Annotated in this window: 20 protein-coding genes; 4 read left to right on the forward strand and 16 right to left on the reverse strand. The window is 73.7% G+C overall.

Features of this window, described 5'->3' with window-relative positions; translation table 11 throughout:
• Positions 1-79: 79 nt before the first annotated feature.
• Positions 80-1390, forward strand: coding sequence for a phosphoribosyltransferase (locus AB0411_RS22370; protein WP_366419040.1), 1311 nt, complete (start codon positions 80-82; stop codon positions 1388-1390).
• Positions 1391-1524: 134 nt separating this feature from the next.
• Here the strand turns inward: AB0411_RS22370 and AB0411_RS22375 are convergent, their stop codons facing one another.
• Positions 1525-1848 carry a putative quinol monooxygenase gene (locus AB0411_RS22375; protein WP_366419041.1) on the reverse strand — a complete coding sequence of 108 codons (324 nt, stop codon included), beginning with the start codon at positions 1846-1848 and terminating at the stop codon, positions 1525-1527.
• A gap of 58 nt (positions 1849-1906) precedes the next feature.
• The gene (locus tag AB0411_RS22380) at positions 1907-2737 is read right to left on the reverse strand and encodes a hypothetical protein (RefSeq protein WP_366419042.1); all 831 of its coding nucleotides are present in this window, start codon (positions 2735-2737) and stop codon (positions 1907-1909) included.
• 277 nt (positions 2738-3014) lie between these two features.
• Here AB0411_RS22380 and AB0411_RS22385 point away from each other — a divergent pair, with 277 nt between their 5' ends.
• The gene (locus AB0411_RS22385; RefSeq protein ID WP_366419043.1) at positions 3015-4232 is read left to right on the forward strand and encodes a serine hydrolase domain-containing protein; all 1218 of its coding nucleotides are present in this window, start codon (positions 3015-3017) and stop codon (positions 4230-4232) included.
• Between the two features lie 104 nt (positions 4233-4336).
• Here AB0411_RS22385 and AB0411_RS38160 read toward each other — a convergent pair whose 3' ends face one another.
• The 5 genes from AB0411_RS38160 to AB0411_RS22405 all read right to left on the reverse strand — a co-directional run bounded on the left by AB0411_RS38160 (position 4337) and on the right by AB0411_RS22405 (position 7827).
• Positions 4337-4414: a 50S ribosomal protein bL37 gene (locus tag AB0411_RS38160; RefSeq protein WP_370454205.1), complete on the reverse strand. Its 78-nt coding sequence runs from the start codon at positions 4412-4414 to the stop codon at positions 4337-4339.
• A 170-nt stretch (positions 4415-4584) separates the two neighbouring features.
• Positions 4585-5790, reverse strand: a complete 1206-nt coding sequence (locus tag AB0411_RS22390; RefSeq protein WP_366419044.1) for a 4-hydroxybenzoate 3-monooxygenase — start codon at positions 5788-5790, stop codon at positions 4585-4587.
• A gap of 129 nt (positions 5791-5919) precedes the next feature.
• Positions 5920-6603: a class F sortase gene (locus AB0411_RS22395; RefSeq protein WP_366419045.1), complete on the reverse strand. Its 684-nt coding sequence runs from the start codon at positions 6601-6603 to the stop codon at positions 5920-5922.
• Entirely contained in the window at positions 6600-7424 is an 825-nt protein-coding gene (locus AB0411_RS22400; RefSeq protein WP_366419046.1) for a hypothetical protein, read from the reverse strand. The genes AB0411_RS22395 and AB0411_RS22400 overlap by 4 nt, the downstream gene beginning before the upstream one ends.
• A gap of 259 nt (positions 7425-7683) precedes the next feature.
• Complete coding sequence (locus tag AB0411_RS22405) at positions 7684-7827, reverse strand: hypothetical protein (protein WP_366419047.1); 144 nt, start codon at positions 7825-7827, stop codon at positions 7684-7686.
• Positions 7828-8250: 423 nt separating this feature from the next.
• Here AB0411_RS22405 and AB0411_RS22410 point away from each other — a divergent pair, with 423 nt between their 5' ends.
• A complete protein-coding gene (locus tag AB0411_RS22410) occupies positions 8251-9657 on the forward strand; it encodes a cellulase family glycosylhydrolase (protein WP_366419048.1) in 1407 nt (468 codons plus the stop codon).
• A gap of 247 nt (positions 9658-9904) precedes the next feature.
• Here AB0411_RS22410 and AB0411_RS22415 read toward each other — a convergent pair whose 3' ends face one another.
• Both AB0411_RS22415 and AB0411_RS22420 read right to left on the reverse strand, forming a co-directional pair.
• Positions 9905-10402 carry a pyridoxamine 5'-phosphate oxidase family protein gene (locus AB0411_RS22415; RefSeq protein WP_403150321.1) on the reverse strand — a complete coding sequence of 166 codons (498 nt, stop codon included), beginning with the start codon at positions 10400-10402 and terminating at the stop codon, positions 9905-9907.
• A gap of 245 nt (positions 10403-10647) precedes the next feature.
• Positions 10648-12057, reverse strand: coding sequence for a globin domain-containing protein (locus tag AB0411_RS22420; protein WP_366419049.1), 1410 nt, complete (start codon positions 12055-12057; stop codon positions 10648-10650).
• A gap of 169 nt (positions 12058-12226) precedes the next feature.
• Here AB0411_RS22420 and AB0411_RS22425 point away from each other — a divergent pair, with 169 nt between their 5' ends.
• The gene (locus AB0411_RS22425; RefSeq protein ID WP_366419050.1) at positions 12227-12961 is read left to right on the forward strand and encodes a response regulator transcription factor; all 735 of its coding nucleotides are present in this window, start codon (positions 12227-12229) and stop codon (positions 12959-12961) included.
• 78 nt (positions 12962-13039) lie between these two features.
• Here AB0411_RS22425 and AB0411_RS22430 read toward each other — a convergent pair whose 3' ends face one another.
• From AB0411_RS22430 to AB0411_RS22460, 7 genes are all read right to left on the reverse strand, one after another.
• Positions 13040-14776 carry a sensor histidine kinase gene (locus AB0411_RS22430; protein WP_366419105.1) on the reverse strand — a complete coding sequence of 579 codons (1737 nt, stop codon included), beginning with the start codon at positions 14774-14776 and terminating at the stop codon, positions 13040-13042.
• A 338-nt stretch (positions 14777-15114) separates the two neighbouring features.
• On the reverse strand, positions 15115-16497 hold the full coding sequence (locus AB0411_RS22435; protein WP_366419051.1) for an NADase-type glycan-binding domain-containing protein: 1383 nt from the start codon (positions 16495-16497) through the stop codon (positions 15115-15117).
• A gap of 3 nt (positions 16498-16500) precedes the next feature.
• Complete coding sequence (locus AB0411_RS22440) at positions 16501-17094, reverse strand: phage tail protein (RefSeq protein WP_366419052.1); 594 nt, start codon at positions 17092-17094, stop codon at positions 16501-16503.
• A complete protein-coding gene (locus AB0411_RS22445) occupies positions 17091-19094 on the reverse strand; it encodes a putative baseplate assembly protein (RefSeq protein WP_366419053.1) in 2004 nt (667 codons plus the stop codon). Before AB0411_RS22445 ends, AB0411_RS22440 begins: the two co-directional genes overlap by 4 nt.
• Entirely contained in the window at positions 19094-19516 is a 423-nt protein-coding gene (locus AB0411_RS22450; RefSeq protein ID WP_366419054.1) for a GPW/gp25 family protein, read from the reverse strand. Before AB0411_RS22450 ends, AB0411_RS22445 begins: the two co-directional genes overlap by 1 nt.
• A gap of 47 nt (positions 19517-19563) precedes the next feature.
• Positions 19564-21483 carry a VgrG-related protein gene (locus AB0411_RS22455; RefSeq protein WP_366419055.1) on the reverse strand — a complete coding sequence of 640 codons (1920 nt, stop codon included), beginning with the start codon at positions 21481-21483 and terminating at the stop codon, positions 19564-19566.
• Positions 21480-22262 (reverse strand): CIS tube protein, encoded by a 783-nt coding sequence (locus tag AB0411_RS22460; RefSeq protein WP_366419056.1) that lies wholly within the window; start codon positions 22260-22262, stop codon positions 21480-21482. Before AB0411_RS22460 ends, AB0411_RS22455 begins: the two co-directional genes overlap by 4 nt.

A 22262-nucleotide genomic window follows, 5' to 3' on the forward strand; every position in this document is an offset into this window, starting at 1 on the left:
GAAGCCCCCGGGGATGGGGTTACTTCGAAGTGAGGTGTGGACGCGGCAAATCGTCTCCCCTGGCTAGGGGGTGCACACTGTGCTGTTCACCGACCGCGCGGACGCGGGGCACCGCCTCGCCGAATCGCTGCGACACCTGCAGGCGGAAGAGCCCGTTGTGCTGGGCCTGCCGCGCGGCGGGGTCCCGGTGGCCTTCGAAGTGGCCCGGGCCCTGGGGGCGCAGCTCGATGTGATCGTGGTCCGCAAGCTGGGGGTTCCCTACCAGCGCGAGCTGGGTTTCGGCGCCATCGGCGAAGGCGGCGTACGGGTGATCAGCGACGACATCGTGCGCCGTGGCCGGCTCGACGAGGCGGACCTGGCATCCGTCGAGCACGCCGAGGCGGCCGAGCTCACCCGGCAGGCGGAGCGCTTCCGCGCCGGGCGGCCACGGCTCGATCTCGCCGGCCGGACGGCCATCGTCGTGGACGACGGGATCGCGACGGGCGCCACCGCGGCGGCCGCCTGCGAGGTGGTCCGGGCGCACGGCGCGGCCCGGGTGGTGCTCGCGGTGCCCGTGGCGCCGCCGGACGCGGCCGAGCGGCTGCGCGGCGCGGCCGATGAATTCGTCTGCCTCTCCACCCCGTTCGCCTTCTCCGCCGTCGGCGAGTGGTACCGGGACTTCTCCCAGACCCCGGACGACGAGGTCGTCGCGCTGCTGGCACGGGCCTCGGCCGGCCCCGACCCGTCCGCCGGCTCCGAAGGGGCGGATCCCCAGACGGACGTCGCGGAAGAGGTGGCGATCGACGCCGCCGGGTTCCGGCTCACCGGCGACCTCACCGTGCCGGCGGGCGCCGGGGCCGTGGTGATGTTCGCCCATGGCTCGGGCAGCAGCCGGCACAGCCCGCGCAACCGCCTGGTCGCCGCGGCCCTCAACGAGGCGGGCCTGGGCACCCTGCTCTTCGACCTGCTCACACCGGCAGAGGAAGCCAACCGGGCGAACGTCTTCGACATCGAAGCCCTCGCCGGGCGGCTGGCGGACGCCACCGGGTGGCTGCGCGGCCGCTTCACCGGTCCGGTCGGCTACTTCGGCGCCAGCACCGGAGCGGCGGCGGCGCTGCGGGCCGCCGCCGCCCCTGACGCGGACATCGGTGCCGTGGTCTCCCGCGGCGGCCGCCCCGACCTCGCCGGGCCCCAGCTCCCCGGCGTACGGGCGCCGACGCTGCTCATCGTGGGCGGCAACGACCCCCTGGTCCTCGACCTCAACCGCGAGGCCGAGGCGGCTCTGCGCACGGAGACCCGGCTGGAAATCGTGCCCGGCGCCACCCATCTCTTCGAGGAGCGCGGCGCCCTCCAGCAGGTCGCCGACCTCGCCCGGGACTGGTTCGTCGGGCACTTGGTGCCGTCGGCATAGCCCGTTGGCCGCCTGGTGGCACGGCATGCGTCCGGCCCGGTGCCGGCATCGGCACGGCGGTCCGGCCAGTTGGTGCCACTCGCGCAGCGGCCCGGCCGCCTTCTCGGAACCGGCCGAGGCGCTCCGTACCGGCGTCAGTCGATGGTGATCTCGCCCATCGCGCTCCAGCCGTCCGCGCCCTCGATGGTGGTGCTGACGATGTCCGGGGTACGGCGCAGCAGCGGGCGCATCGTCTCGATTCCGGCGCGGAAGTGGTCGGAATTGACGTGCGCCTCGGCGGCGTCGTCCTTGAATGCCTCGACCAGGACATAGGTGTTCGGGTCCTCGATGCTGCGGGACCATTCGAACCACAGGTTGCCGGGCTCGGCGCGGGTGGCGCTGGTGAAGGATTCGACGTGCTGCGGCCACTCTTCGACGTACTCGGGCTTCACGGGGAACTTGACGACAATGAAGATCATCCATCGAGTCTAGGTCACCGGGTGCCGACTGGCGCCAACCGGGGCATTTACCCGGCCGTCATGCGCGGCCGCCCGCATCGGGCCCGGCCGGCGAGGGCCGGTTCAGCGATTTGACGAGCAGCACCCCCACCACGATCAGCGCGATCCCCAGCCACACCGGCCCCGCCCCGAGGGCGAGGACGATGATGCCCACCGGGGTGAGATAACCGGCGAGCGGCAGGAGCATGTCGCTGACCGGCGGTTCCTCCGGTCCGGGCTGCCCTGCTTCGCGGCGGGCCCGCGCGCGTACGACGTCCGGATACCACTGGGTGAAGCGGAGCGCGACGATGATGGCCGCGATTTGGATGATCCACCCGGTCCACAGATTATTGGAATTGTGCAGCACCAGATCGCCGTAGGCTCCTGCTATTGCCGCCACACCGAAAGCGGCACCCCACACACCCGTGATGTAGTAATTGGTGCGCAGAAATCTGGGATCGTTCCAGAACTCGCGGGGGACTTGCTCCCTGGCGTACTGCACGGTGAAGGGCACTCCGATCGCCATGGAACCGAGGGAAATCACCAGGAGCGCGATATTCGAAACCTCCCCCGAGTAATTCTCCAGCCAGTGAAGGGTGCCCGGGGAGGCGACGATACCGATGACCGCCAGCGCCGCGAAGAAAACGACGTCGGCGATCTCCAGGATTTTGAAGGAACTCCCCGGACGCCGTTTCCGGCCGATGGCCACGATCGCCACGGCGAGGGCGAGCGCGAGGGCGACCGCCAGTTCATAGCGGCCCGGCCCGACCAGCACCGACATCGCGATCCATGGCGTCATCCCGAGGACGGGGCTGTCGAGCAGCTGCGACAGCCGCCCGCCGGCGGCGCTCTCCCGCTGGCCGACTGACATGGCAAGGCCCCCTCAGCGTGGGAACTCCCCTCCACGCTAAGCCTCGGCCACGGCTCCCTCTACTCGGCTGCCGGGCGCCGCTCGGCGACCGGGCGGCGCGGAGACGCGCGGCTCAGGGGCGCGTCTCCAGGGGCTGACCCGGAGCGGCTCTGGGGCTTCTCCGGAACGGCTCCCGGGTGCGTCCGAAAACAGCTCAGGGGCGTGCTCACAGCGACTCAGGGGCGGATCAGGGCGATCCCTGAGGGCAGCGCGGGCGGCGTCCGGAAAGCTGATCGGCATGAGTCCTTCTCCCTTGTCCCGCCGGGCAGTTGTGGGCACCGCGCTGGCCGGTGCGGTGGCTGTCGCGACCGCGGGTCCCGCGCGGGCCTCCGCCCGTCCGCCCGCGGCCCGCTCGTCGGACGGCCCGCCGCCGCGGCCCGCTCCGGCGCCCGTGCCCGTGCCCGTTCCCCCGCTGAACGTACCGGCGCTGCGGGCCGCCATAGGCGACCTCGCGCATCCGCAGCTGACCGGCTCCCAGCTGCGGGTGAGCGGCTCCGCCGGACGGTGGTACGGCACCGCGGGCGTCGCCGACCGGGTCACCGGCCGGGAGATCCATGAGCGGGACACCTTCCGGATCGGCAGTATCACCAAGGTGTTCGTGGCGACGGTGGTGCTGCAGCTCGCGGCCGAACACCGCCTCTCGCTGGAGACACCCGTCCAGCGGTTCCTGCCGGGCCTGCTTCCGTCGCGCTTCCCGCCGATCACGGTGCTGCAGTTGCTGCAGCACACCAGCGGCCTTCCCGACGAACAGGAGCCGCCCTACGACCTGTCCACCCCGGAGTCCCTCGCCCGGCACCGCTACGACCGGTGGACGCCCCACCAGATCGTGGCGCTGGTCTCGCACGGCGCCATGAAGTTCGTCCCGGGCACCCGGCAGGAGTACCGGGGCATCAACTACGTCCTGCTGGCACTGCTGATCGAGGCGCTGACGGGGCGCCGCTACGGCGAGGTGATCGCCGGTCGCCTGCTGCGCCCGCTGGGGCTGCGGCACACCTCCGTGCCCGGCAACGACCCGCGCATCCACGGGCCCCATGTGCACGGCTATCTGAAGATGACCGACGGTTCGCTGCTGGACATCACCGCGTTCGACCAGTCGCTCGCCTGGGGAGAGGGCGAGATGATCTCCCACACCGGCGATCTGGACCGGTTCCTGTCCGCCCTGTTCTCGGGCGAACTCCTGCCGCCCCGCGAGCTGGAGCGGATGTTCACCCTGCCTCCCGAGGAGGTGCGCATGGTGGACGGCAGCCCCGCGCGCTACAGCGCCGGCCTGCAGACCGTCACGCTCAACGGCATCACGCTCTGGGGCAAGACCGGTGAACGCTACGGCTACTGCTCGGCCCTGTTCGCCACCCGCGACCAACAGCGGCGCGCGGTCCTCTCGTTCAACCCGACCCGTCGCGACGCCACCCAGGCACAGGCCACCCAGCGCATAGCCGAGGCCCTGACCAGGCCGTGACCATGGTGCGCAGACCACTGTGGGCTCCTCGCTTCCGCCGGAGCGGAGGCGAGGAGCCCACAGAGAACCCCCCTCGGGGAGGTCCTCCGGCCGGCGTCCTCAGTTCAGGACTGGGGCCGCTTGCCGTGGTTGGCACCGTTCTTGCGACGGGCCTTCTTCTTGCGACGGCGCTTCGATGACATGGCGTCTCCCTTCCTCGGAGTCCCAGCGATGCTTTTCGCCGACTTTCTACCACTTCACAGCGGTATCCCGCCCGGCGATCATGAAGCCGCGTACCCAGCCCACCGGGGCCCACCCCGCTCCGGGCTGTGAATCACCCCACGGAGGCGGTTCGGGTACGTACGCCCCGACCTTACAGATCGGCGTCCTCGCCGAGGTACAGCCCCGCGAAGGCCTTCGCCGCGGACTCGGACCCCAGCAGCCGCCGCAGGCGCGCGGAGGCCGTGCCCGCCCGGAACCGGTCGCCGGACGAGGCGCCGTGCAACACATAGGACAGCCACTGCGAGAACTCCAGATACTGCCAGACCCGCCGCAGACAGGCCTCGCCATAGCCTTCGAGGCCGCTGTCGTCGCCCCGGTAGTGCGCGATCAGCGCCTCGCCGAGCAGCAGCGCGTCATGGATCGCCAGGTTCATGCCCTTGGCGGCGATCGGCGCGACGAGGTGCGCCGAGTCGCCCGCCAGGTGGACCCGGCCGTAGCTCATCGGCTCCACGACGTAGTCGTGCATGTCCAGGACCACCTTCTCGATCAGTGGTCCTTCGGTCAGCGGCGGCGCGCCGGCGGCGGCGAGCCGGGTGTGCAGCTCGTCCCACACCCGCGCGTGCGGCCAGTTCCCGGCGTCCTCACCGGGATCGACCTGGAGGTAGTAGCGCGTGACCTCGGGGCTGCGGGCCATATGGGCGCCGAATCCGCGCTCGTGGATGCCGAAGACCACACCGTCGGCGGACGGCGGCGCCTCGGCGAGGAGCGCGAGCCAGGCGACGCCGTGGTCATGGCGGGTGAGGAGCGTGCGGCCCTCGGGTATGGCCGCCCGGCTCACCCCGCGCGCGCCGTCGCAGCCCGCGATGAAATCGCACTCGATGCGGTGCCGGGCGCCGGTCGCCGGGTCGGTGCAGGAGACCGCCGGCCGGTCCCCGTCGATGTCGTGCAGCTCCACGTCGCGTACGCCGAAGCGCACCTCCCCGCCCGCCGTGTCCGCATACGACGCCACGAGGTCGGTGACCAACAGCGGCTGCGGATAGACGTAGTGGCGCCGCCCCGACAGCTCCCCCGTCGGGACGGTGTGCCGCTCGCCGTCGAAACGGAACTCGAAATCCCCCTGGGTCTCGGCCCGTTCGAGCATCCGGTCGGCCAGCTTGTGGCGGGCCAGCGCGTGCACCACCCACTCCTCGATGAACCCGGCGCGCGGGCGCCGCTCGATGAACTCCCTGCTCTCCGCCTCCAGCAGCACACAGTCGACTCCGGCGGCGCGCAGCAGATTGGCCACGGTGAGCCCGGCGGGCCCGGCGCCGACGATGACGACCCGGGTGCGTGTGACGAGGGAGGGGGTGGAGGACACGTTGCGGGGTTCCCTTCGGGTGGAGCAGAACGATCGCACGCAGTATGGCGGTTGCCCGCCGCGCGCGATCCGGCGGCCCGGCCGCCCGCAGGGGACGCCGGGCCGCCGGCCCGCTCTCACCGCTTCGGCCTACGCACTGCCCGTGAGGCTGGCGAACACCACCACGTTGTCCGGGTAGTAGTGCCGCCCCTGGTTGTACTGGCCGCCGCAGGTGATCAGGCGGAGGCCGGCATGGTCGAGGTTCTTGTAGACCTCGACCGTGGGGAACTTGTTCTTCGGGTACTGGGCGACGCGGTCGACGGTGAACTTCGCCGTCTTCCCGTCCTGCCGGGCGACCTCGATGGTGTCACCGGCCTTCATCGACGACAGCTTCTCGAACACCGACGGCTTGCCGTTCCAGCTGACATGGCCGGCGATCACGGCCGGTCCCTGGGAGCCGGGCGTCGGCCCCGGCCGGTACCAGCCGGCCTTGTCGGGATCGCGCGGGGTCTCCATGGTCCCGTTCGTGTGCTGTCCCAGCGTCTCCAGCGTGGAGGAGACCTGCAACGAGGGAATGGAGAGCCGTTCGGGAACCGACTTCGGCATGCTGGCGGCGGCCTGGCTGCCGGATCCGCTGCCGCTCGCCCCGTCGTGGGTGGTGTCCCCGCCCGGGGCCGGCGACTGCCCCGCGGGGAGCGACCGGGGCGGCGCCGCGTCCTGCCCCCCGCACCCGGCGAGGAGCATGCCGGCGCAGGCCGCGGCGAGGGCGCAGCCGAGCACACGGTGGCTCCGGCGGCGTACGGTCGGCACGAGGTTCTCGGTCCGGCGGCTCACGCGGCACCCCCGTTGTTCCCGCGCCACCCGGCGGCGAGCACGCCCCTGCGCCGTCGCGCGAGGGCCAGTGCGCCGGTCACCGCCACGAAGGCGGCGCCTCCGGCGCCCATCATGGCGATCGGCACCTCTTTCTCCTCCGCGGGCCCGGTTCCGGTCTCGACCCCGCCGACGGGGATGGATCCCACCGCGGCGCCCTTGACCTCGCCGCAGTTGGTCGGAGCGGTGGCCTCCTGCGGGAGCTTGGGGTCGAGTTCGCTCTTGCCCGCGCCGTCGAAGTCGTACTTCTTGTTGTTGTTGCGGTCGATGCCGTGCTGCACGATGTGCAGATCCTTGATGTGGTCGACCACGGCCTGGGAGACGGGGATCGTGCGCTGGTAGGAGAGCTTGCCCTGCGCGTCCGCCACGGGCATGCGGTCGACGGCGAGGCCGCTCATCATGTCCGTGGGGCCCTTGGTGGTGAGGGAGATGTTGATGTTGCCGTAGTCGACCGTGGCCTCGGTGTTGTCGAGGACACCGTCGCCGTTCGTGTCGTCGCTCGCGTCCGGGCAGTGGAAGTCATGGCCGTCGGTGGAGCCGTGGAGGTGCTGGGCCGAGGGCTGTCCGGGGACGAGGCCCTCGGACTCGATCTTCACGGTCAGCCGGTTGCCCTGGACGCTGAGCATCGCCGTGCCCTTGGAACCGGAGTTGTTCAGCTGCGCCAGATTGATCTGGAACGCTCCGGTGCCCTGGGCGACGGCCTGGGACGAGGCGCCCACGGTGAGGGCCAGGGCGGCGGGCAGAGCGAAGAGTGCGGCGAGGCGGCTGGTGCGCTTGGCTATCACGTTCGATCCTTTTCCGGCGGCCTCCCCAGGGGAAGGGGGAAGACCGCTCGTCGTCCGGGTTCGAGACCGACACCTCGGTGAGGTGCCGACCGTGATTCGGAGCCGCAACGCCGGCGGATGGGTGGCGTGTTGAAAAAGTTTTCCGAGGGGGTGGAGTGGCGGTGCCGCGGGTGAGGGCGCTGGTGCGGTGGCAGCGGTATTGCCGACGGCGCTCCGGGGTCCGGCCGGGCGTGCGGGGCCGTCGTCCCCGGCGGGCGCTTCAGCCGTAGAGCGTCGTCATGGCACGGATCGTCGCCGTGCTGCGGCCGCGCAGTACGGTCGGCGCGAGGACCTCCACCAAGCCGGCGGGCGGGGTGAACGGCTCCGCCAAGGCTTCCAGGGCGACGGCGAACACGACGGCCACCGGGTCCGGGTCCGCGCACCGGCCGACCTGACGGTGGGGGAACCGACCCCGGGCGTCCGCCTCGGCTCGTCCGGCATCGGCAAGGTGAGCGCCAGGGTCCCCGCGATCCAGCCGTTCGTCGCCATCCTGGGCCCGGACGAATCCGATCACACCCCCGCTTCGCCGAAGCGGCCGGCGGCCCCACGGGCCGGAGGGCGGTGCCGGCCGCCGCCGAGGCACTGGCCTGCACCGCGGCGGACGTCCTGCGGCACCCCGAACTCGGTGGCCGGGCACGGTCGGAGCTGCACCGCAAGGAGGCACCGGGGGTCTGAGCCGAAGGAGGCCGCGGACGGTGGCCGAACCTGCACCTGCCCGGGTTTGGGTTCCAGGGCTCACGGCCATCTCTTCGGCAGGTCGTGTCGGCGTACCACGGTGGGGGGGACCATGGGCAGGGGCTGGTTACTCGTCAGGGCGGGGATGGCGCTGGCCACCGTCGCCGCGCTGCTCGCGCCGGGCGCGGCGCGCGCGCAGGCGCCGGCGGCACCGCCGCCGCTCACCGACGACCGCGGGCGCACGCTCACCCTGCGCGGCTGGAACGTCGAGGACAAGGCGCACAGCGGCGCCGAGGCGCTCAGCGCCGTCAGCGAGCGGCACTTCCGCGATCTGCACGAGCAGGGCTTCGACTTCGCGCGCCTGCTGGTCTTCTGGGACGACCTGGAACCACGCCCCGGCCACTACAGCGCGCGGTACCTCGGAAAGATCGAGCGGATCCTCGGCTGGGCCCACCGCTGGCACATCCGGGTCGTCCTCGACGCCCATCAGGACGTCTTCGGCCCCGGGTTCGACCATCGGGGCATCCCCGCCTGGGCGACCCGTACCGACGGGCTGCCCTTCACCCGGCACCCGGACGACTGGTTCGCGGAGTACTTCGAACCCGCCGTGCAGGCGGCCTTCGAGCACCTCTACGAGGACCGCGACCTCCAGCGGGCGCAGGCCCGCATGTGGCGCGTGCTGGCCCAGCGCTTCGCCCACCACCCCGCCGTGTTCGGCTACGACCTGATCAACGAGCCCATGGGGCGGCTCCGTCCGGGCGAGGACCTGCCGGCGGCCGCCCACCGCATCGAGGCCGAGCAGCTGACCCCGATGTACAACCGGATCGCGGCCGCGATCCGCACGGTCGACCGCCGCCACAGGCTGTTCGTCGAACCGACGCCGATCGTCGGTGAGGGGCTGCCCACCGGTCTCGGCCGCATCCACGACCCCAAGGTCGTCTACGCGCCGCACTTCTACCACGCCACGATGGAAGCGGGCGGCGACTACGACCCCTCGGGGCACTGGATCGCCTCCTACGAGGACGCCGTCACCCGCTACCCGAGCGCCCATCACCTCCCGGTCGTCGTCGGCGAGTGGGGCCCCCGGGACAGCTCGCTGCCCCACATGGCGCGCTTCTACGACGACGCCCTCGCCTCCTTCGACCGCTACAGCTCCGGCTGGGCGGGCTATGTGTGGTGCTACGGCGGCGGGTACTGCGCCGTCGACCAGGACGGCCGCTTCCTCGCCAACAAGCAGCAGACCGCCCGGCCCTACGCCCCCGCCGTCGCCGGCACGGTGCGCGAGCAGCGCTACGACCCGCCGACGCGGACGCTCCGCCTCGGGTACGCCCCCTCCGGGCGGCCCGACGTCACCGAACTGTCCACGCCACCGGCCGCCACGGGGTGGCAGGTCTCGGTCCAGGGCCCGGCGTCGGCCCGGCCGCGCGTCGTACCGGCCGGGAAGCGGGGCACGATCCGGGTGGAGACGCGGCCGGGTGCCTCGGGGCGGGTCACGGTGACGGTCTCGCCGCGGGGGTGAGGCCGCGGGCGCCGGACGGTGCGGCGGCCCGCGGGAGGCCGGAGTCCAGCGGCCGGCCGAAACCGGTGCACCGCGGTGCGCCGCGGGAGGGCATCATCCTGTGCGAACCCGTGGGAGAGCGGTGCCTGTGCGAACCCGCTGGAGCGCGTTCCCCGTACGGACCCCGCGCACGGCCCCGGCAGCAGGCCCCGGGCCGCGCCGTCACGGTCCTGGGCCGGTACCGCGCCGGCACCGTCTTGAGCCGCCGTCACCCGCGCGGCCCGGGGGACAGCCGCAGCCCGGTGACCAGGTCCGGGCGGATCCGTAGTGCGTAGGACATCCGGTGATCGGCCCACGGGTGCAGCAACGCCTGGTAGTGCGCCAGGTCGTCGGGGTCGGTCACCAGGTGGCAGTAGCCGGTCACCACCACGCTCCAGCCGCAGTGCGTGGCCGGGTCGATGGCGTCGGCCTCGTAGGCGACGACCACGCCCTCGTCACCCGCGTGCCCGGTCAGGCCGGCCAGCGCCGCGCCCTCGTGGGTGCGGATGATCACCTCGTCGTGGTGGAGGAGGTGGTTGACGGGGCGGATGGCGGGCAGCGCGTCCTGGGTGAAGACGATCCGGCCCAGCGACACGCTGCCCAACAGGCGGAGGGCCTCGGCGCGGTCCAGTTCGGTGCGGCGGCGGGACGCCTCGCGGTCGGCGCGGGCCACCAGTACGGAGTCGGTGGCAGCCTCGGCGGTCTGCCGGGCCGGGAAGTCGTTCACGGGGTGCTCCCTGTCCTTGTGACGCTCCTGACGCGCCGAGCGAACGGGCCCCGGCCGGTCAGCATGCCGGGGGCGGTTTCCCGTCAGTAGAAGATCCCCGGCCCGCGACCCGCCAGGGGCCGTTCGGTCCGTCTCGCCGCCCGCCGGACTCCGCGACGGGCGGCCGGCGGCCGCAGGGCCGGGTGCCTTCCCGGGGGCCCGGTGGGCGTCACCGCGCCGCGCCGGCCGCCGTCCCGTCCGCCGGGTTACGTCGTGCAGCGGCCGCCCTGCGGGGTCAGGGGGCCCTGCCGTGGATCCGGCACCGGGTCGTGGCGGATGCGGTCGGCCGGCATGCCCGCCGCGGTCAGCCGTGCGACCGTCGCGCCGACCATGGCCGCCGGGCCGCTGACGAAGGCGAGGTCGGGCGACCACCCGCTGTCCCGCGCCACCGCCTCGGCCAGCGGACCGTACCCGGCGTAGGGGTCGCCGTCTTCCCGGACGAGGTCGTCGTCCAGCACCCGGACCACCCGCAGCCGGTCGTGGCGTGCCGCCAACTCGGCGAGCGCCGCGGCGTCGTACAGCTCGGTGCGGCTGCGGGCCCCGACGAAGAGGTGGACCCGGCCGGCCGCAGGCTGCGGGAGCCCACCGGTTCCGCGGCGACGCCCCGCCCACTCCTCCAGCAGGGCCTTGACCGGCGCCCAGCCCGTCCCGCCCGCCACCATCAGCAGCTCGCGGGAGCGGTCCTCCTCCCGGAGCGTCATCGTGCCGTGGGCCGGGCCCAGCCGCAGGGTGTCGCCGACCCGGGTGCCGCTGACCAGGGCGTCGCTGACCCCGCCGGGGCCGGTGCGCCGGACGTGGAGTGCCACCTCTCCGTCCGGCGCCGGGGCCGACGCGAGGGAATAGTGCCGCCACGCCTGGGGCATCAGCGGGGACTCGACCGCCGCGAACTGGCCGGCCCGGTACGGGTAGGGCTCGTGCGGCCGGATCCGCAGCACCGCGAGGTCCGGACGGCGCCGCTCGTGGGCGGTCACCGTGCCCTGCCAGCACGGGGGTTCGGCGAGCGCGGCGTCGGCGCCCTCGACCATCGACGCGACGGCGAACCGCACCATCCGCACCCATGCCTCTTCCACCGCCTCGGCCCAACGGGGCCCGGCGGTGCGCCGCAGCGCCGCGCACAGTGCCTCCTCGAACGCCTCGTAGTGCACCGGCCGCACCCCGAGCTTGCGGTGGTCGTGGCCGAGCTGCCGGAATCGGGCGGCCACCTCGGCGGGGCGGTGCAGATTCTCGATCAGGTACCAGAAGGCGCGGGCCAGATGCACCCGCTGGAAGTCCATGGACGCGGGAAACAGCGTCCGCAGGTAGGGCCAGCGGGCGAACATCTCGTCGTAGAGGTGGGCGATCAGGTCGGCGAACGGCGTGACCAGGTCGAGGTACTGGGTGATCAGCCGCTGGTCGGCCGCGCCGTCGTGGCCGGCGGCCGTCAAGTCCGGTGCGGGCGCCCGGCCCTGGCCGAGGATGCGGCGGCGCAGCCGCATCGCGTCGTGCCGGGCGAGGAGGGCGTGGTACTCGCCGCCGACGGTGGCCGGGGCGGACCGCTGGGACGGGACGGAGGGCCCGGACGGAGCGGACGGCACGGCCGGAGCGGAGCGTGGGGACCGGTGATAGGACTGCTGCATGGGATCGACCTCCTGACGGGAGCGCCAGTGTCGCAACGCGGTGCCGTGCCCGAAGGGCCCCGATCCCCCAGGGCCGTTCGGCCCTTGCCCGGGACCGCCGGGCCCGGCGAACCTCGTGGTCGGGCCCCTCGTGCCCCACCGATCCGCGCGACCCACCGAGCGAGAGTGCATGAACCAGCAGCCCGTTCCTCCTGCCCCCGCCGCGCCCGGCGCCGTCCCCGGGGCTCCGCTGCGCGTCTTCGTCCTCGACGACCACGAGGTGGTCCGCCGCGGTGTGCGGGACCTGCTGGAGGCGGAGGAGGACATCGAGGTCGTCGGGGAGGCGGGAGACGCCCGGCAGGCCCTCGCCCGGGTGCCGGCGGTCCGGCCGCAGGTGGCCGTGCTCGACGTCCGGCTGGGCGGCACCGACGGGCCCGGCGGCGACCACGAAGGGATCGAGGTCTGCCGGGAATTGCGGGCCCGCCAGCCGGAGCTGGCCTGCCTGATGCTGACGTCCTTCGACGACGACGAGGCGCTGTTCGACGCCATCATGGCCGGGGCGGCCGGCTATGTGCTCAAGCAGATCGACGGCACCGCGCTGGTGCGCGCGGTCCGCACGGTCGCGGCGGGGCAGTCGACGCTGGACCCGCGTACCGCGGCGCGGGTGATGGAGCGGCTGCGCGCCCCGGACCGGGCCCGGACCGCCGAGGCGGAGCCGTCCGAACTCGACCGCCTCTCCCCGCGCGAACGGGAAGTGCTGGACCTGATCGGCGAGGGGTTGACGAACCGCCAGATCGCGGACCGGCTGTACCTCTCGGAGAAGACGGTCAAGAACCGGGTCTCCGCGATCCTGTCCAAGCTGGGGGTGGGCCGCCGGGTCCAGGCGGCGATGGTCGTCGAACGCCTGAAGGGAACCCGGGCGTGACCGCGGCAGCGGGGGCCCGAGGGGCCTGATCCGGGTCGTACGGGTCGGGGCGGCCCCGTCGGGGCGGACGCGATCCGGTCAGCCGGGCAGTGGCACCGTCCAGACGATGCGGGTGCCGCCGCCCTCCGGTGCCTCGACGGCCAGGCGACCGCCGTGCATGTCGGCCCGGGCCCGCATGTTGGCCAGGCCTCCGGTGTGCGGTGCCTCCCCGACCCCGGCCCCGTCGTCCGTCACCGTCAGCGTCACCGCGGCCGCGGTCACCGACAGCGTCACGTCCAGGTGGCGGGCGCGGGCGTGGCGGGCGGCGTTGCTGAGGGCCTCCGCCGCCACCGCCACGAGGTGCGGGGCCAGGTCGTCGGGGACCGCGGCGTCCACCGGTCCGTCGATCCGCAGCGCCGGGCTGAAGCCGAGGGCAGCGGCCGCCCGCTGCACGGCCTCGGTCAGGTCGCGCCGCAGGCCGCTGCCGCTCTTGCCGTCGCCGTCGCCGGTGGTGCGCAGTCCGAAGATGGTGGACCGGATGATCTTGATCGTGGTGTCCAGGTCGCTGACCGCCCGGCCGACCCGGTCGGCGGCCTCCGGGCGGTCGATCAGCCGGGTCGCGCTCTGCAGGGTGATGCCGGTCGCGAACAGCCGCTGGATGGCGAGGTCGTGCAGGTCCCGGGCGATCCGGTCCCGGTCGTGAAGGACCGTCAGCTCCTCCGACTCGGCCCGCCGGCGGGCGAGTTCCAGGGCGATCACGGCCTGGTCGGCGAAGCCCGATATCAGGGTGACCTCGGCGTCGTCGAAGGCGGGCCGCCCGGCCAGGCGGCTCAGCCGCAGCGCTCCGCAGCCGGTGTCCACCTGGAGGGGGACGGCGATCGTCGGCCCGGCCCTCTCGGCGGGCTCTCCGTGCGGCCCGGCACCGTCCGGGTCCTCGTCCCCGTCCCGGGGCCCGGCACCCTCCCCGTCCCGGTGTCCGGGCCCGGCGCCGGCGGCGTCCGGGCCGAGCGGGTACGCCCGCGGGTCGGCCCGTAAGTCGGCACTGACCACCGGCCGGCCGCTGCGGGCGGCCATCCCGGACAGGGAGGCGTCGGCCGGCACCCGCAGCCCGAGGATCCGGCTCGCGCCCGTACCGCAGGCCGCCGCCACCGACAGCTGGTCGGCGGACGAGGGCACCGGCAGCAGGACCGCCGCGCAGTCCGCGCCGGCGACCTCCCGCGCGCGCTCGGCGATCAGCCGCAGCACCTCGTCGGCGGCGGTGCCGGACAGCAGGCTGCGGGTGATCTCGCCGAGTGCCTCCAGCCACCGTTCGCGGCGGCGGCTCTCGTGGTACATACGGGCGTTGTCGATCGCCACGCCCGCCGCGATGGACAACGTGGTCAGCACCGCCTCGTCGTCCGCGTCGAACGAGCCGCCACCGCGCTTCTCGGTGAGGTAGAGGTTGCCGAACACCTCCTCGCGGACCCGGACCGGCACCCCGAGGAAGGTCCGCATCGGGGGATGGTTGGCCGGAAACCCGAAGCTGTGCGGATGCTCCGTCAGGTCGGCGAGCCGCAGCGGCTCCGGGTGGCGGATCAGCTCCCCGAGGATGCCGCGGCCGCACGGCGTCCGGCCGATCAGCCCGATGAGCTCGTCGGACATCCCGACGGGCAGGAACTGCGACAGCTGCCCGTCCCCGACCACGCCGAGCGCCCCGTACTCCGCGTCGGTGAGGGTGACCGCGGCCTCCACGATGCCCCTGAGCACCTGCGGGAGTTCGAGCCCCCGGCCCAGGCTCATCACGGCGTCGAGCAGGCCGCGCACCCGGTCCGGTTCGTGGAGCTGCGGGCCGCTCATGGCCGGTGCGAACTGCTGCGATTCCGACATGACCGTGCCGCTCCAAAGATCCCGTACGTCTGCTCGGCAGCCTACGTGATCAGCACGGGAGCACCGGCGGGCACCGGCGCCGACCAGCCATCCGCCGGGACCGGCACCGGGGCGGGCCGTCCCCTCGCGGAGGGCCGGATGCGGTCCGGAAGAGGGCCGTTCGGCCCTGGGGGCCGCGGTGGCGGACGGCTGACGATGTGTCTGCCGGGAAGGGCCGGTCTCCCCCGTGCCACAAGGGCCCTTCCCGGCTCCGGCCGTTCGCGGGCCGGCGCGCGTTCCCGCGGCGGCCGGTCGCGCCGCGGCCGCCGCTATCCGGTCGAGCGGCCGAAGAACTCCAGCTCGGCGATGGCCACTTGCTTCTTGTCCGTGGCGCCGTAAGCGGAGCGCAGCACCAGCCGTACGGTCATCGCGTCCCGTACCCGCACATCGATCCTCTGCGGCCCGCCGTCGTTGACCCGGTAGTGCGAGAGGTGCTTCTTGCCCGCGGAGTCCGTCACGATCACGTCGAACTCGTGCGGGCGGGCCGGGTCGGCGGCCTGCGGGGTGCGCGAGGAGGCACCGGGCGTGATCACCACGTTCAGCAGGTCGGTGGGCTGGCCGAATCCGGCCTCCAGGTACTGGCCGGCGGAGGCGCCCGAATAGCCCGTCCCCCACCAGGTGTTGGCGTAGCCGTCGAAGGCGAGCTTCGGACCGTTCCGGGGACCGGAGTGCGAGGCCTTCCAGGTGGTGGCGGGCACCGGGACGCGCTGCGCGAAGTGGTCCTGGACGGCCCGCGCGGCCGGCGGCCCCCCGATGATGCCCCCGGCCACGACGCCGGCGATCACGACCGCGACGACGGCACGGGCGATCCACCGGGTGCGGTCGCGGTGCAGCTTCGGGCGCTCGCCGGCGTACGGGCCCTCGGCCTCCGGGCGGGCGGTGTCGTGGAGGGGGGTGGCACAGCTGTGGCAGAAGTGCCGGCCCGGCCGGTTGGGCTTGGCGCAGCTCGGGCAGGGCGTGCCGTCCACGGGCTCGGGCGCGGCCTGCGGGGTGCGGACCCGTGGCCGGGCCGCGTCGGGCCGGCCGGGCAGCACACTGCCGGGTGCCGACGGGGCGGCGACAGGCGAGGCATCCGGCACGGGCACCAGGAGGGCGCGGATGCCGGTCTCGGAGACGTTGCCCTGGCCGGCCGGGCGGCGGGGCGGGGCGTCCTGGCCGTGGGGAGGGGCCGGGGCGTGCGAGGGGCCGGCGCTGTCCGGGCGCTGCGGGCCGTTCGGGGCGGGCCGGGAGGAGGCCGCTGCCCCGTCCTCGCCGTCGGCTGCCGGGAGCGGGGCGGTCGGGTCCTCGCTGCCGCCCTGATGCGGGGCGGCGGCCGGAGCGGTGGCGTGCCCGGCAGCGGGGACAGCCGGGTTCGTCCCGGGCGCGGCGGCGTCGGTCCGTGCGGCGCCCGGATCGGCGGGGTGGCCGGGGGCGGCGTACGGCCCGTTCGCCGCGGGGTGCCCACCCGCCGCGGCCGGTCCGGACGCGGGCGGCGACGCCCCGGGCGGCCCCGACGGTCCCGACGGCGAGGACGCGGACGAGGGGAACTGCCCGGATGTCGACGCCGTGGGCCGCTCCCAGCGCAGAAAGGCTCCGCAGGAGTCGCAGAACGACTGCCCCGTCTGGGGAGCCGGAGCGCCGCAGTCCGGGCAGGTGGTGTGATCGGTGGCCATGGGTCAGGTTCCTTCGGAGGTGGCGTCGGACGTGGCTTCGGGGAGGGTGCCGGGGGCGGGCCGCGCGGTCACCTCGACCGTGAAGGGGAGGTGCGCGGGGCGGGCCGCCGCGACGACGGCGTGCAGACGGTGCGGGTCGGCGCCGGCGGGGTCGTCGACCCGCAGGACCACCCGCAGGCCGGGGCGCACGGAGCCGGGGAACGCACCGAGGGGGCGTGCGGACCAGGTCGCGCCGCCGCTCTCGATGATCTCCGGGCGTACACCGAAGGCCAGGTGGACCGCCTCGGACAGGCCGCGCCGGGTGCCGCGGACGCGGTGCAGCGCGACCGCCGTGGCCACCGCGCGGCGGCGGGTGGCCGGCGGCTCCGTCCCGTCGAGTTCGGTGCCGACCCAGGTCGTCAGCCAGTCGACGAAGTCCTCCGGCGCGAGGGCGGGCGTGAAGTAGCTCTCCAGGCAGTCCAGCACGTGGAAGAGCGGGGCGAGGACGACATCGAGCCCCGCCACGAAGCGCTGGGTGAAGTCGTCGTCGGCGTAGACGGCGGGCAGCGCCGCGCCCAGCGGGTGCGGGGAGGGCAGCCCCGCGGTGGTGCCCCTCATCGCGCCTCGATCACGCGGACGCGGTGGTCGAACGGGAACAGCACGGCGGACGGGGCGAGTTCGATGCGGTCGGTGGCGTCGCCGCGGCGGCCGGTGAGCGGGTCGGCGGGGTGCAGCAGGACCTCGTCGACGAGTTCCACGCCGGGGACGCGCTGCAGGGCCGCGAAGATCTCGCCGGAGCGCAGCGGACGGCCGAACGGCCAGCCCTCGCCGTGCGCGCCGCCGGTCAGCGGGTCGAGGTAGGCGTACAGCGCGTCCAGGGCCTCGGCCCGTACCCGCTCGGCCCGCGCAGCCCGGAAGGAGTGCAGTGTCGCGACGACCGTGACGCCCTGGTAGAAGGGCGGGCCGACGGCGAGGCGGGTGCCCAGGGGGCGGCGCTCGTCCAGGAACCGGGTGATCCGGTCGAGGAGTTCCTCGCCGGGCACCAGCTGCTCGAAGCGCAGGCGGCCGCCGCGGTCGGGGACGGCCTGAGGGACGACCAGGACGCGGACGGCGTTCTCACCGGTGCGGCTCGCCGCGCCGCCCTGGCTCGCGGCGCCGGCGCCCGGGGCGGGCTCGGCGGGGTCGACCGCGAGGCAGGCGATCCGGGCCGCTTCGGGGGCCGCGCGCCCCGCCAGCTCCTCGTAGTCGCGGGCGGTCACGGCCCGTTCCTGGGCGCGCAGCGCGATGGGCGCCCGCACCTTCGCCTCCTGCACCGTCTCGCCGTCGACCCCGCCGCGTGCCGCCTCCCTGTTCTCCACCCGCGCCACATACGGGATGGAGCTGCGCAGCACCTGGATCGCGCCGCGCGCCACGTTCCCCGACCGCCCGCCGCCGGTGCGGTAGTGCGCGGCGCGGAGGACCGCGCCCTTGGGCGGAACGGCCCCGAACTGCGTCGTCGTGCCGTCCGGTTGGCGTACGGAGGGACCGAAGGCGATCTCCCCGGTGGTCGCGTCGAGGGTGAGGTGCGGGTCGTAGGGGCCCGAGGACGCGAAGTCGGAGACGACCTGCCACTCCTGCCAGCCGTCCCCGTCGGAGACCTCCAGCCGCAGCGGCGGACGATCGGCGACGACGGGTGCGTGCGCCAGGCGCAGCCGCTGGCCGGGCACGCCCGTGGACTCGCCGAGCGGTTCGTCCCGCACCACGTCGGCGTGCGCGACCGTGGTCGTGCCCCCGATGGTGAAGGCGGAGGCGGACCGGACGGTCGGCGAGGCGCTGTAGAAGGGCTGGCCGGGCGCGGCCTCGACGACCCGGCAGCGCAGCCAGGCGGAGTCGGTCCGTCCCACGCGCGAGACGACGTGCCCGGCGGGGACGTGCAGGACGACCTCACCGGGGCGGTTGAGGCCGCCGGTGGAGTCCTCCGCCAACTCGCACGCGGTCCATCCGTCGGCGGTCCACGCCTCCCAGACCAGCGGCGGCTGACGCGGGTCGACGCCGACGCCGTCCACCCGGCTGTCCAGCCGCAGGACGGCCGCGCACCGCGGCACCGCCGCCGACAGCCCGAACAGCAGGGTGTCGCCGGGCCGGGGGGCGGGCGCGAAGACGGCCACGTCGGTGCCCGCGAAGACGTCGTCACCGCGGTCCTCGGGGGTGGACCCCGCCTCCTGCCGCAGCACGGCGGCCAGTTCGCAGGGCACCACCGTCAGATCGTCCTCGGTGGCGAAGGACACCGACTCCTCGGTCTCGGTGCGGCCGGTGGCCACCTCCGTCCCCGCGGGGAGCACCACGGGCTCGGGCTGCGGGGCGGAGAGCCAGAAGGTGACGTCGGCGCGGGCGGCGGAGGGCGGGAAGAGGGTGACCCCGAGCAGGTCGAGGAAGGCCAGATGGTTCTTCTCCGGTACCCGGTTGAGGCGGTAGACGATCTGGTCGGCCATGTGCGCGACGGCCTCGATGAGGGTCACGCCCGGGTCCGAGACGTTGTGGTCGGTCCACTCGGGGCAGCGCTGCTGGACATAGCGCTTGGCGTCGTCGACGAACTGCTGGAAGCGGCGGTCGTCGAGGTGGGGTGCGGGCAGGGCCATCAGGCTTCGCTTTCGGTGGACGGTGCGTCCGTGGACGGGATCACGTAGAAGGGGAAGACGAGGCTGCGCGGGTTGTTGGTGCCGCGCACGCTGTAGCGAACGTCGATGAACAGCACGGTCGGCTCGTCGGGCGCGGGGCTCACCTCGACGTCCTGGACCTCGATGCGCGGCTCCCAGCGGTCGAGCGAGGACCGCACCTCGTAGCGGATGCGGCCGGCCGTCGCCTCGTTGACCGGCGCGAAGACCATGTCGTGGACGGCGCAGCCGAATTCCGGCCGCATCGGCCGCTCGCCGGGCGCGGTGGCCAGGACGAGCCGGATCGACTCCTCGATCTCCCGCTCCCTGCGGGCCAGTGCGATACCGCCGGCCGGGTCGGTACGCAGCGGGAAGGTCCAGCCCGCACCGACGAACTGTTCACTCATGCCCGGTGCCCCCCTTGAGATGCATGTCCCTCACCTTCCTCGAGCTCCTAGAAAGGAATGCCGTTGCGCAGGACGGCCGGTGCGTTCAGCGTGACCGTGGCCGGCGAGTTGATGGCTGCCGCGGCGCCCGCGTTGACGGCCACCGCGCCGACCGCGGAGACGGAGACCGCGCCGACCGAGTTGACGGCCACCGCACCGGCCGACTTGAGGCTGATGGCGCCGGTCGCGTTGATGTCCGCCACCGCGCCCGCCGCCACGCCGAACTTCGCGCCCGCCTTGATGTCGACCGCCCCGCCGGCGCTCATCGTCAGCGAGCCGCCCGCGGTCAGCGACAGGTTGCCGCCCGCCTTGATGCTCACGTTCCGGGTTCCGGTGATGGAGACGGAACCGTCGCTGCGGATGGTGACCTGGGTGCGCGTCTCGTCCATGTGGACGGTGAGCTTGCCGTTGCCGGTCTGCAGCCTGATGCCGCTCTTCATCCGGGACTTGGCGTCGACGAGTTCGACGGTGTGGCCGCTGCGCGAGGCGAGGGAGCGCCAGTTGACCCGGCCGCTGGTCGGATCGACCGCGGGCAGCCCGTCCGTCTGCGGGGTCGGCTTGTCGATGCCGTTGTAGAGCCCGGCGAGCACGTACGGGTGCTCCAGGGAGCCCCGGTCGAAGGCGCACAGCACCTCGTCGCCGACCTCCGGCAGGATCAGCCCGCCGCCCCGGACCCCGCCCAGCTGCGCGATCCGGCACCAGTCGCTCTCGTAGGTGTCCGACAGCCAGGGGAAACGCAGCCTGACCCGGCCCAGCTTCAGCGGGTCCTTGGCGTTGCTGACCAGTGCCATCGCCACGCCCGGCAGGGGCGGCGCCGCCTCCGCGCCGCCGGACGCCAGCCCGTACAGCGACCGGAACTGCCGCCCCGAGACGGTCAGCCAGGTGGTGAACTGCCGTCCGGACTCGAAGACATGGCGCACTCCGGTCGCGGTGTACTTGCCCTCGAACGGGAAGCCGGCGCCCTTGAGCGCGACCGGCCGGCCCGGTGCCAGCTGCGGATTCCCGGTGACCGCCACCTCCAGCTCGGCGAAGGAGCCCGCCACGTCGTCGGCGAGCGCGCGGGCGGCATGGGCGACCTGGGCCTGGGTGGTGAACGGGGTGTCCGTGGCGGTCAGTTCGGAGGCACCGAAGGGCCTGCTGAGCGCTCCGGGCGCGATGTCGGCGACGATGTCCTTGCTCGTCGTGGCCGGGGACTCGGCGGTCAGGGCGCGCTTGGCGCGCATGTTCCAGCCGCGCACGCCCGCCTTGGCGACCTGCCCGGCGGCGGTGACGGCGATCCGGCTGTGCAGCGCGTTGTGGCCGAACTCCAGGACGTACGGGCTCTGCGCGGCCGGGGTGGTGTCGGCGGGCGCGGAGGAGGCGGGGGCGAGCTTGCCGAACCGCAGCTTGCCGTACGGATCGAAGGACAGGTGGACGTCGTTCTCCTGGGCCAGGCGCAGCAGGAAGTCCCAGTCGGTGATGTTGGGCTGGGTGGCCAGCTCGTAGACGGTGCGGGTGGCCTCCACCGTGCCGAGGGAGAGCTTGTTGCGGCCGGCCAGGCGGCGCACGATGTCGCTCGCGGTCATGTTGGGGTAGCCCGCGACCCGGCGGTTGCGCAGCAGCCGGTGGCCCGGGTCGTAGCCCCGGACCACCAGGGACTTGCCGCTCGCGTCCGCGTCCACCTCCAGAGCGGTGATCTCGCCGGTCAGCATGGGCGTGCCGCGCTGCCCGTCGGTGAAGGGCGACAGCACCGCCTTCGCACCGATCTTCAACTGCGGGAAGGTCTGGAGGATGTCGGAGCCGCGGTCGGCGAAGGTGAGCTGGAAGGCGGAGGGCACGTTGACGCTGGCGTCCACCCAGCCCTCGGTGAGGAGGGTGGCGAGCTTGTCGGGCAGTACCGTCCCGCCGATCTCGACGTGCAGGACGCTGGTGTACGTCTTCTCGCTCATCGGTGGGTCTCCTGGGGGGTGGGGTGACCGGAGGGGCCGTGCGGCAAACGGCCTTCGGGCGGGCCTTCGTCGGCGGCGGGCAGCAGCAGTTCGGTGCCCGGCCGCAGCCGCATCGGATCGTCGATCTCGTTGGCCTCGGCGATCAGCCGCCAGCGGGTCGCGTCCCCGTACTCCCGCCAGGCCAGCGAGGCGAGCGAGTCACCCGCGACCGTGCGGTGGATACGGCGGGCGGAGAGCGCGCCGGAGGTGGGGTTCTGCCCCTTGGTGGGCATGGCCACCTCGGTCAGGGACAGCGCACAGGTGGCGCGGATCGGCTCCCCGGTGGGGTTGAACAGGGTGTAGGTGGCATGGACGCTCGTCACATACGCGACGAACTGCACGGTGTTGAACGCCCCCCAGGAGAAACGGACCCACGGGGGCGAAGGGCGCTTGGAGTTGACGCTCTGCGGTGTCACCTCGCAGCACGAGAGCAGGAGTTCCACCTGCTTCTGCACCTTCCCGGCGTTCGGGGTCCCGGAGGCGTCCAGGAACACCTCCAGCTGGAGGGTGGCGGGCCGGGTCCCGGTGAACTTCGGCGGCGCGCCGCGCGTGTAGGCGACCGCGGCCTGGGTGTGCCACTCCGCCTCCCGTCCGAGCTGCAACTGCGTCGGGTTGAACTGGAACTCCACCTCGCCGATCCGGCCGCCGATGGAGCCGCCGAGATCGGTGGGCGGCTGATGGATCGCGAGCGCGGCCCGTACGAGACTCGCCCCCGCCTTCCCGCCGGTCGGCGCGGCCAT

The organism is Streptomyces angustmyceticus (assembly GCF_040701845.1).
In the GTDB taxonomy this organism is placed as follows: domain Bacteria; phylum Actinomycetota; class Actinomycetes; order Streptomycetales; family Streptomycetaceae; genus Streptomyces; species Streptomyces angustmyceticus_A.

Coding starts and splice junctions, on each gene's coding strand:
- AB0411_RS22375 (WP_366419041.1), bottom strand. CDS start 1,848: ATGATCTTCATTGTCGTCAAGTTCCCCGTGAAGCCCGAGTACGTCGAA.
- AB0411_RS22380 (WP_366419042.1), bottom strand. CDS start 2,737: ATGTCAGTCGGCCAGCGGGAGAGCGCCGCCGGCGGGCGGCTGTCGCAG.
- AB0411_RS22385 (WP_366419043.1), top strand. CDS start 3,015: ATGAGTCCTTCTCCCTTGTCCCGCCGGGCAGTTGTGGGCACCGCGCTG.
- AB0411_RS38160 (WP_370454205.1), bottom strand. CDS start 4,414: ATGTCATCGAAGCGCCGTCGCAAGAAGAAGGCCCGTCGCAAGAACGGT.
- AB0411_RS22410 (WP_366419048.1), top strand. CDS start 8,251: ATGGGCAGGGGCTGGTTACTCGTCAGGGCGGGGATGGCGCTGGCCACC.
- AB0411_RS22420 (WP_366419049.1), bottom strand. CDS start 12,057: ATGCAGCAGTCCTATCACCGGTCCCCACGCTCCGCTCCGGCCGTGCCG.
- AB0411_RS22425 (WP_366419050.1), top strand. CDS start 12,227: ATGAACCAGCAGCCCGTTCCTCCTGCCCCCGCCGCGCCCGGCGCCGTC.
- AB0411_RS22430 (WP_366419105.1), bottom strand. CDS start 14,776: ATGAGCGGCCCGCAGCTCCACGAACCGGACCGGGTGCGCGGCCTGCTC.
- AB0411_RS22435 (WP_366419051.1), bottom strand. CDS start 16,497: ATGGCCACCGATCACACCACCTGCCCGGACTGCGGCGCTCCGGCTCCC.
- AB0411_RS22440 (WP_366419052.1), bottom strand. CDS start 17,094: ATGAGGGGCACCACCGCGGGGCTGCCCTCCCCGCACCCGCTGGGCGCG.
- AB0411_RS22445 (WP_366419053.1), bottom strand. CDS start 19,094: ATGGCCCTGCCCGCACCCCACCTCGACGACCGCCGCTTCCAGCAGTTC.
- AB0411_RS22450 (WP_366419054.1), bottom strand. CDS start 19,516: ATGAGTGAACAGTTCGTCGGTGCGGGCTGGACCTTCCCGCTGCGTACC.
- AB0411_RS22455 (WP_366419055.1), bottom strand. CDS start 21,483: ATGAGCGAGAAGACGTACACCAGCGTCCTGCACGTCGAGATCGGCGGG.
- AB0411_RS22460 (WP_366419056.1), bottom strand. CDS start 22,262: ATGGCCGCGCCGACCGGCGGGAAGGCGGGGGCGAGTCTCGTACGGGCC.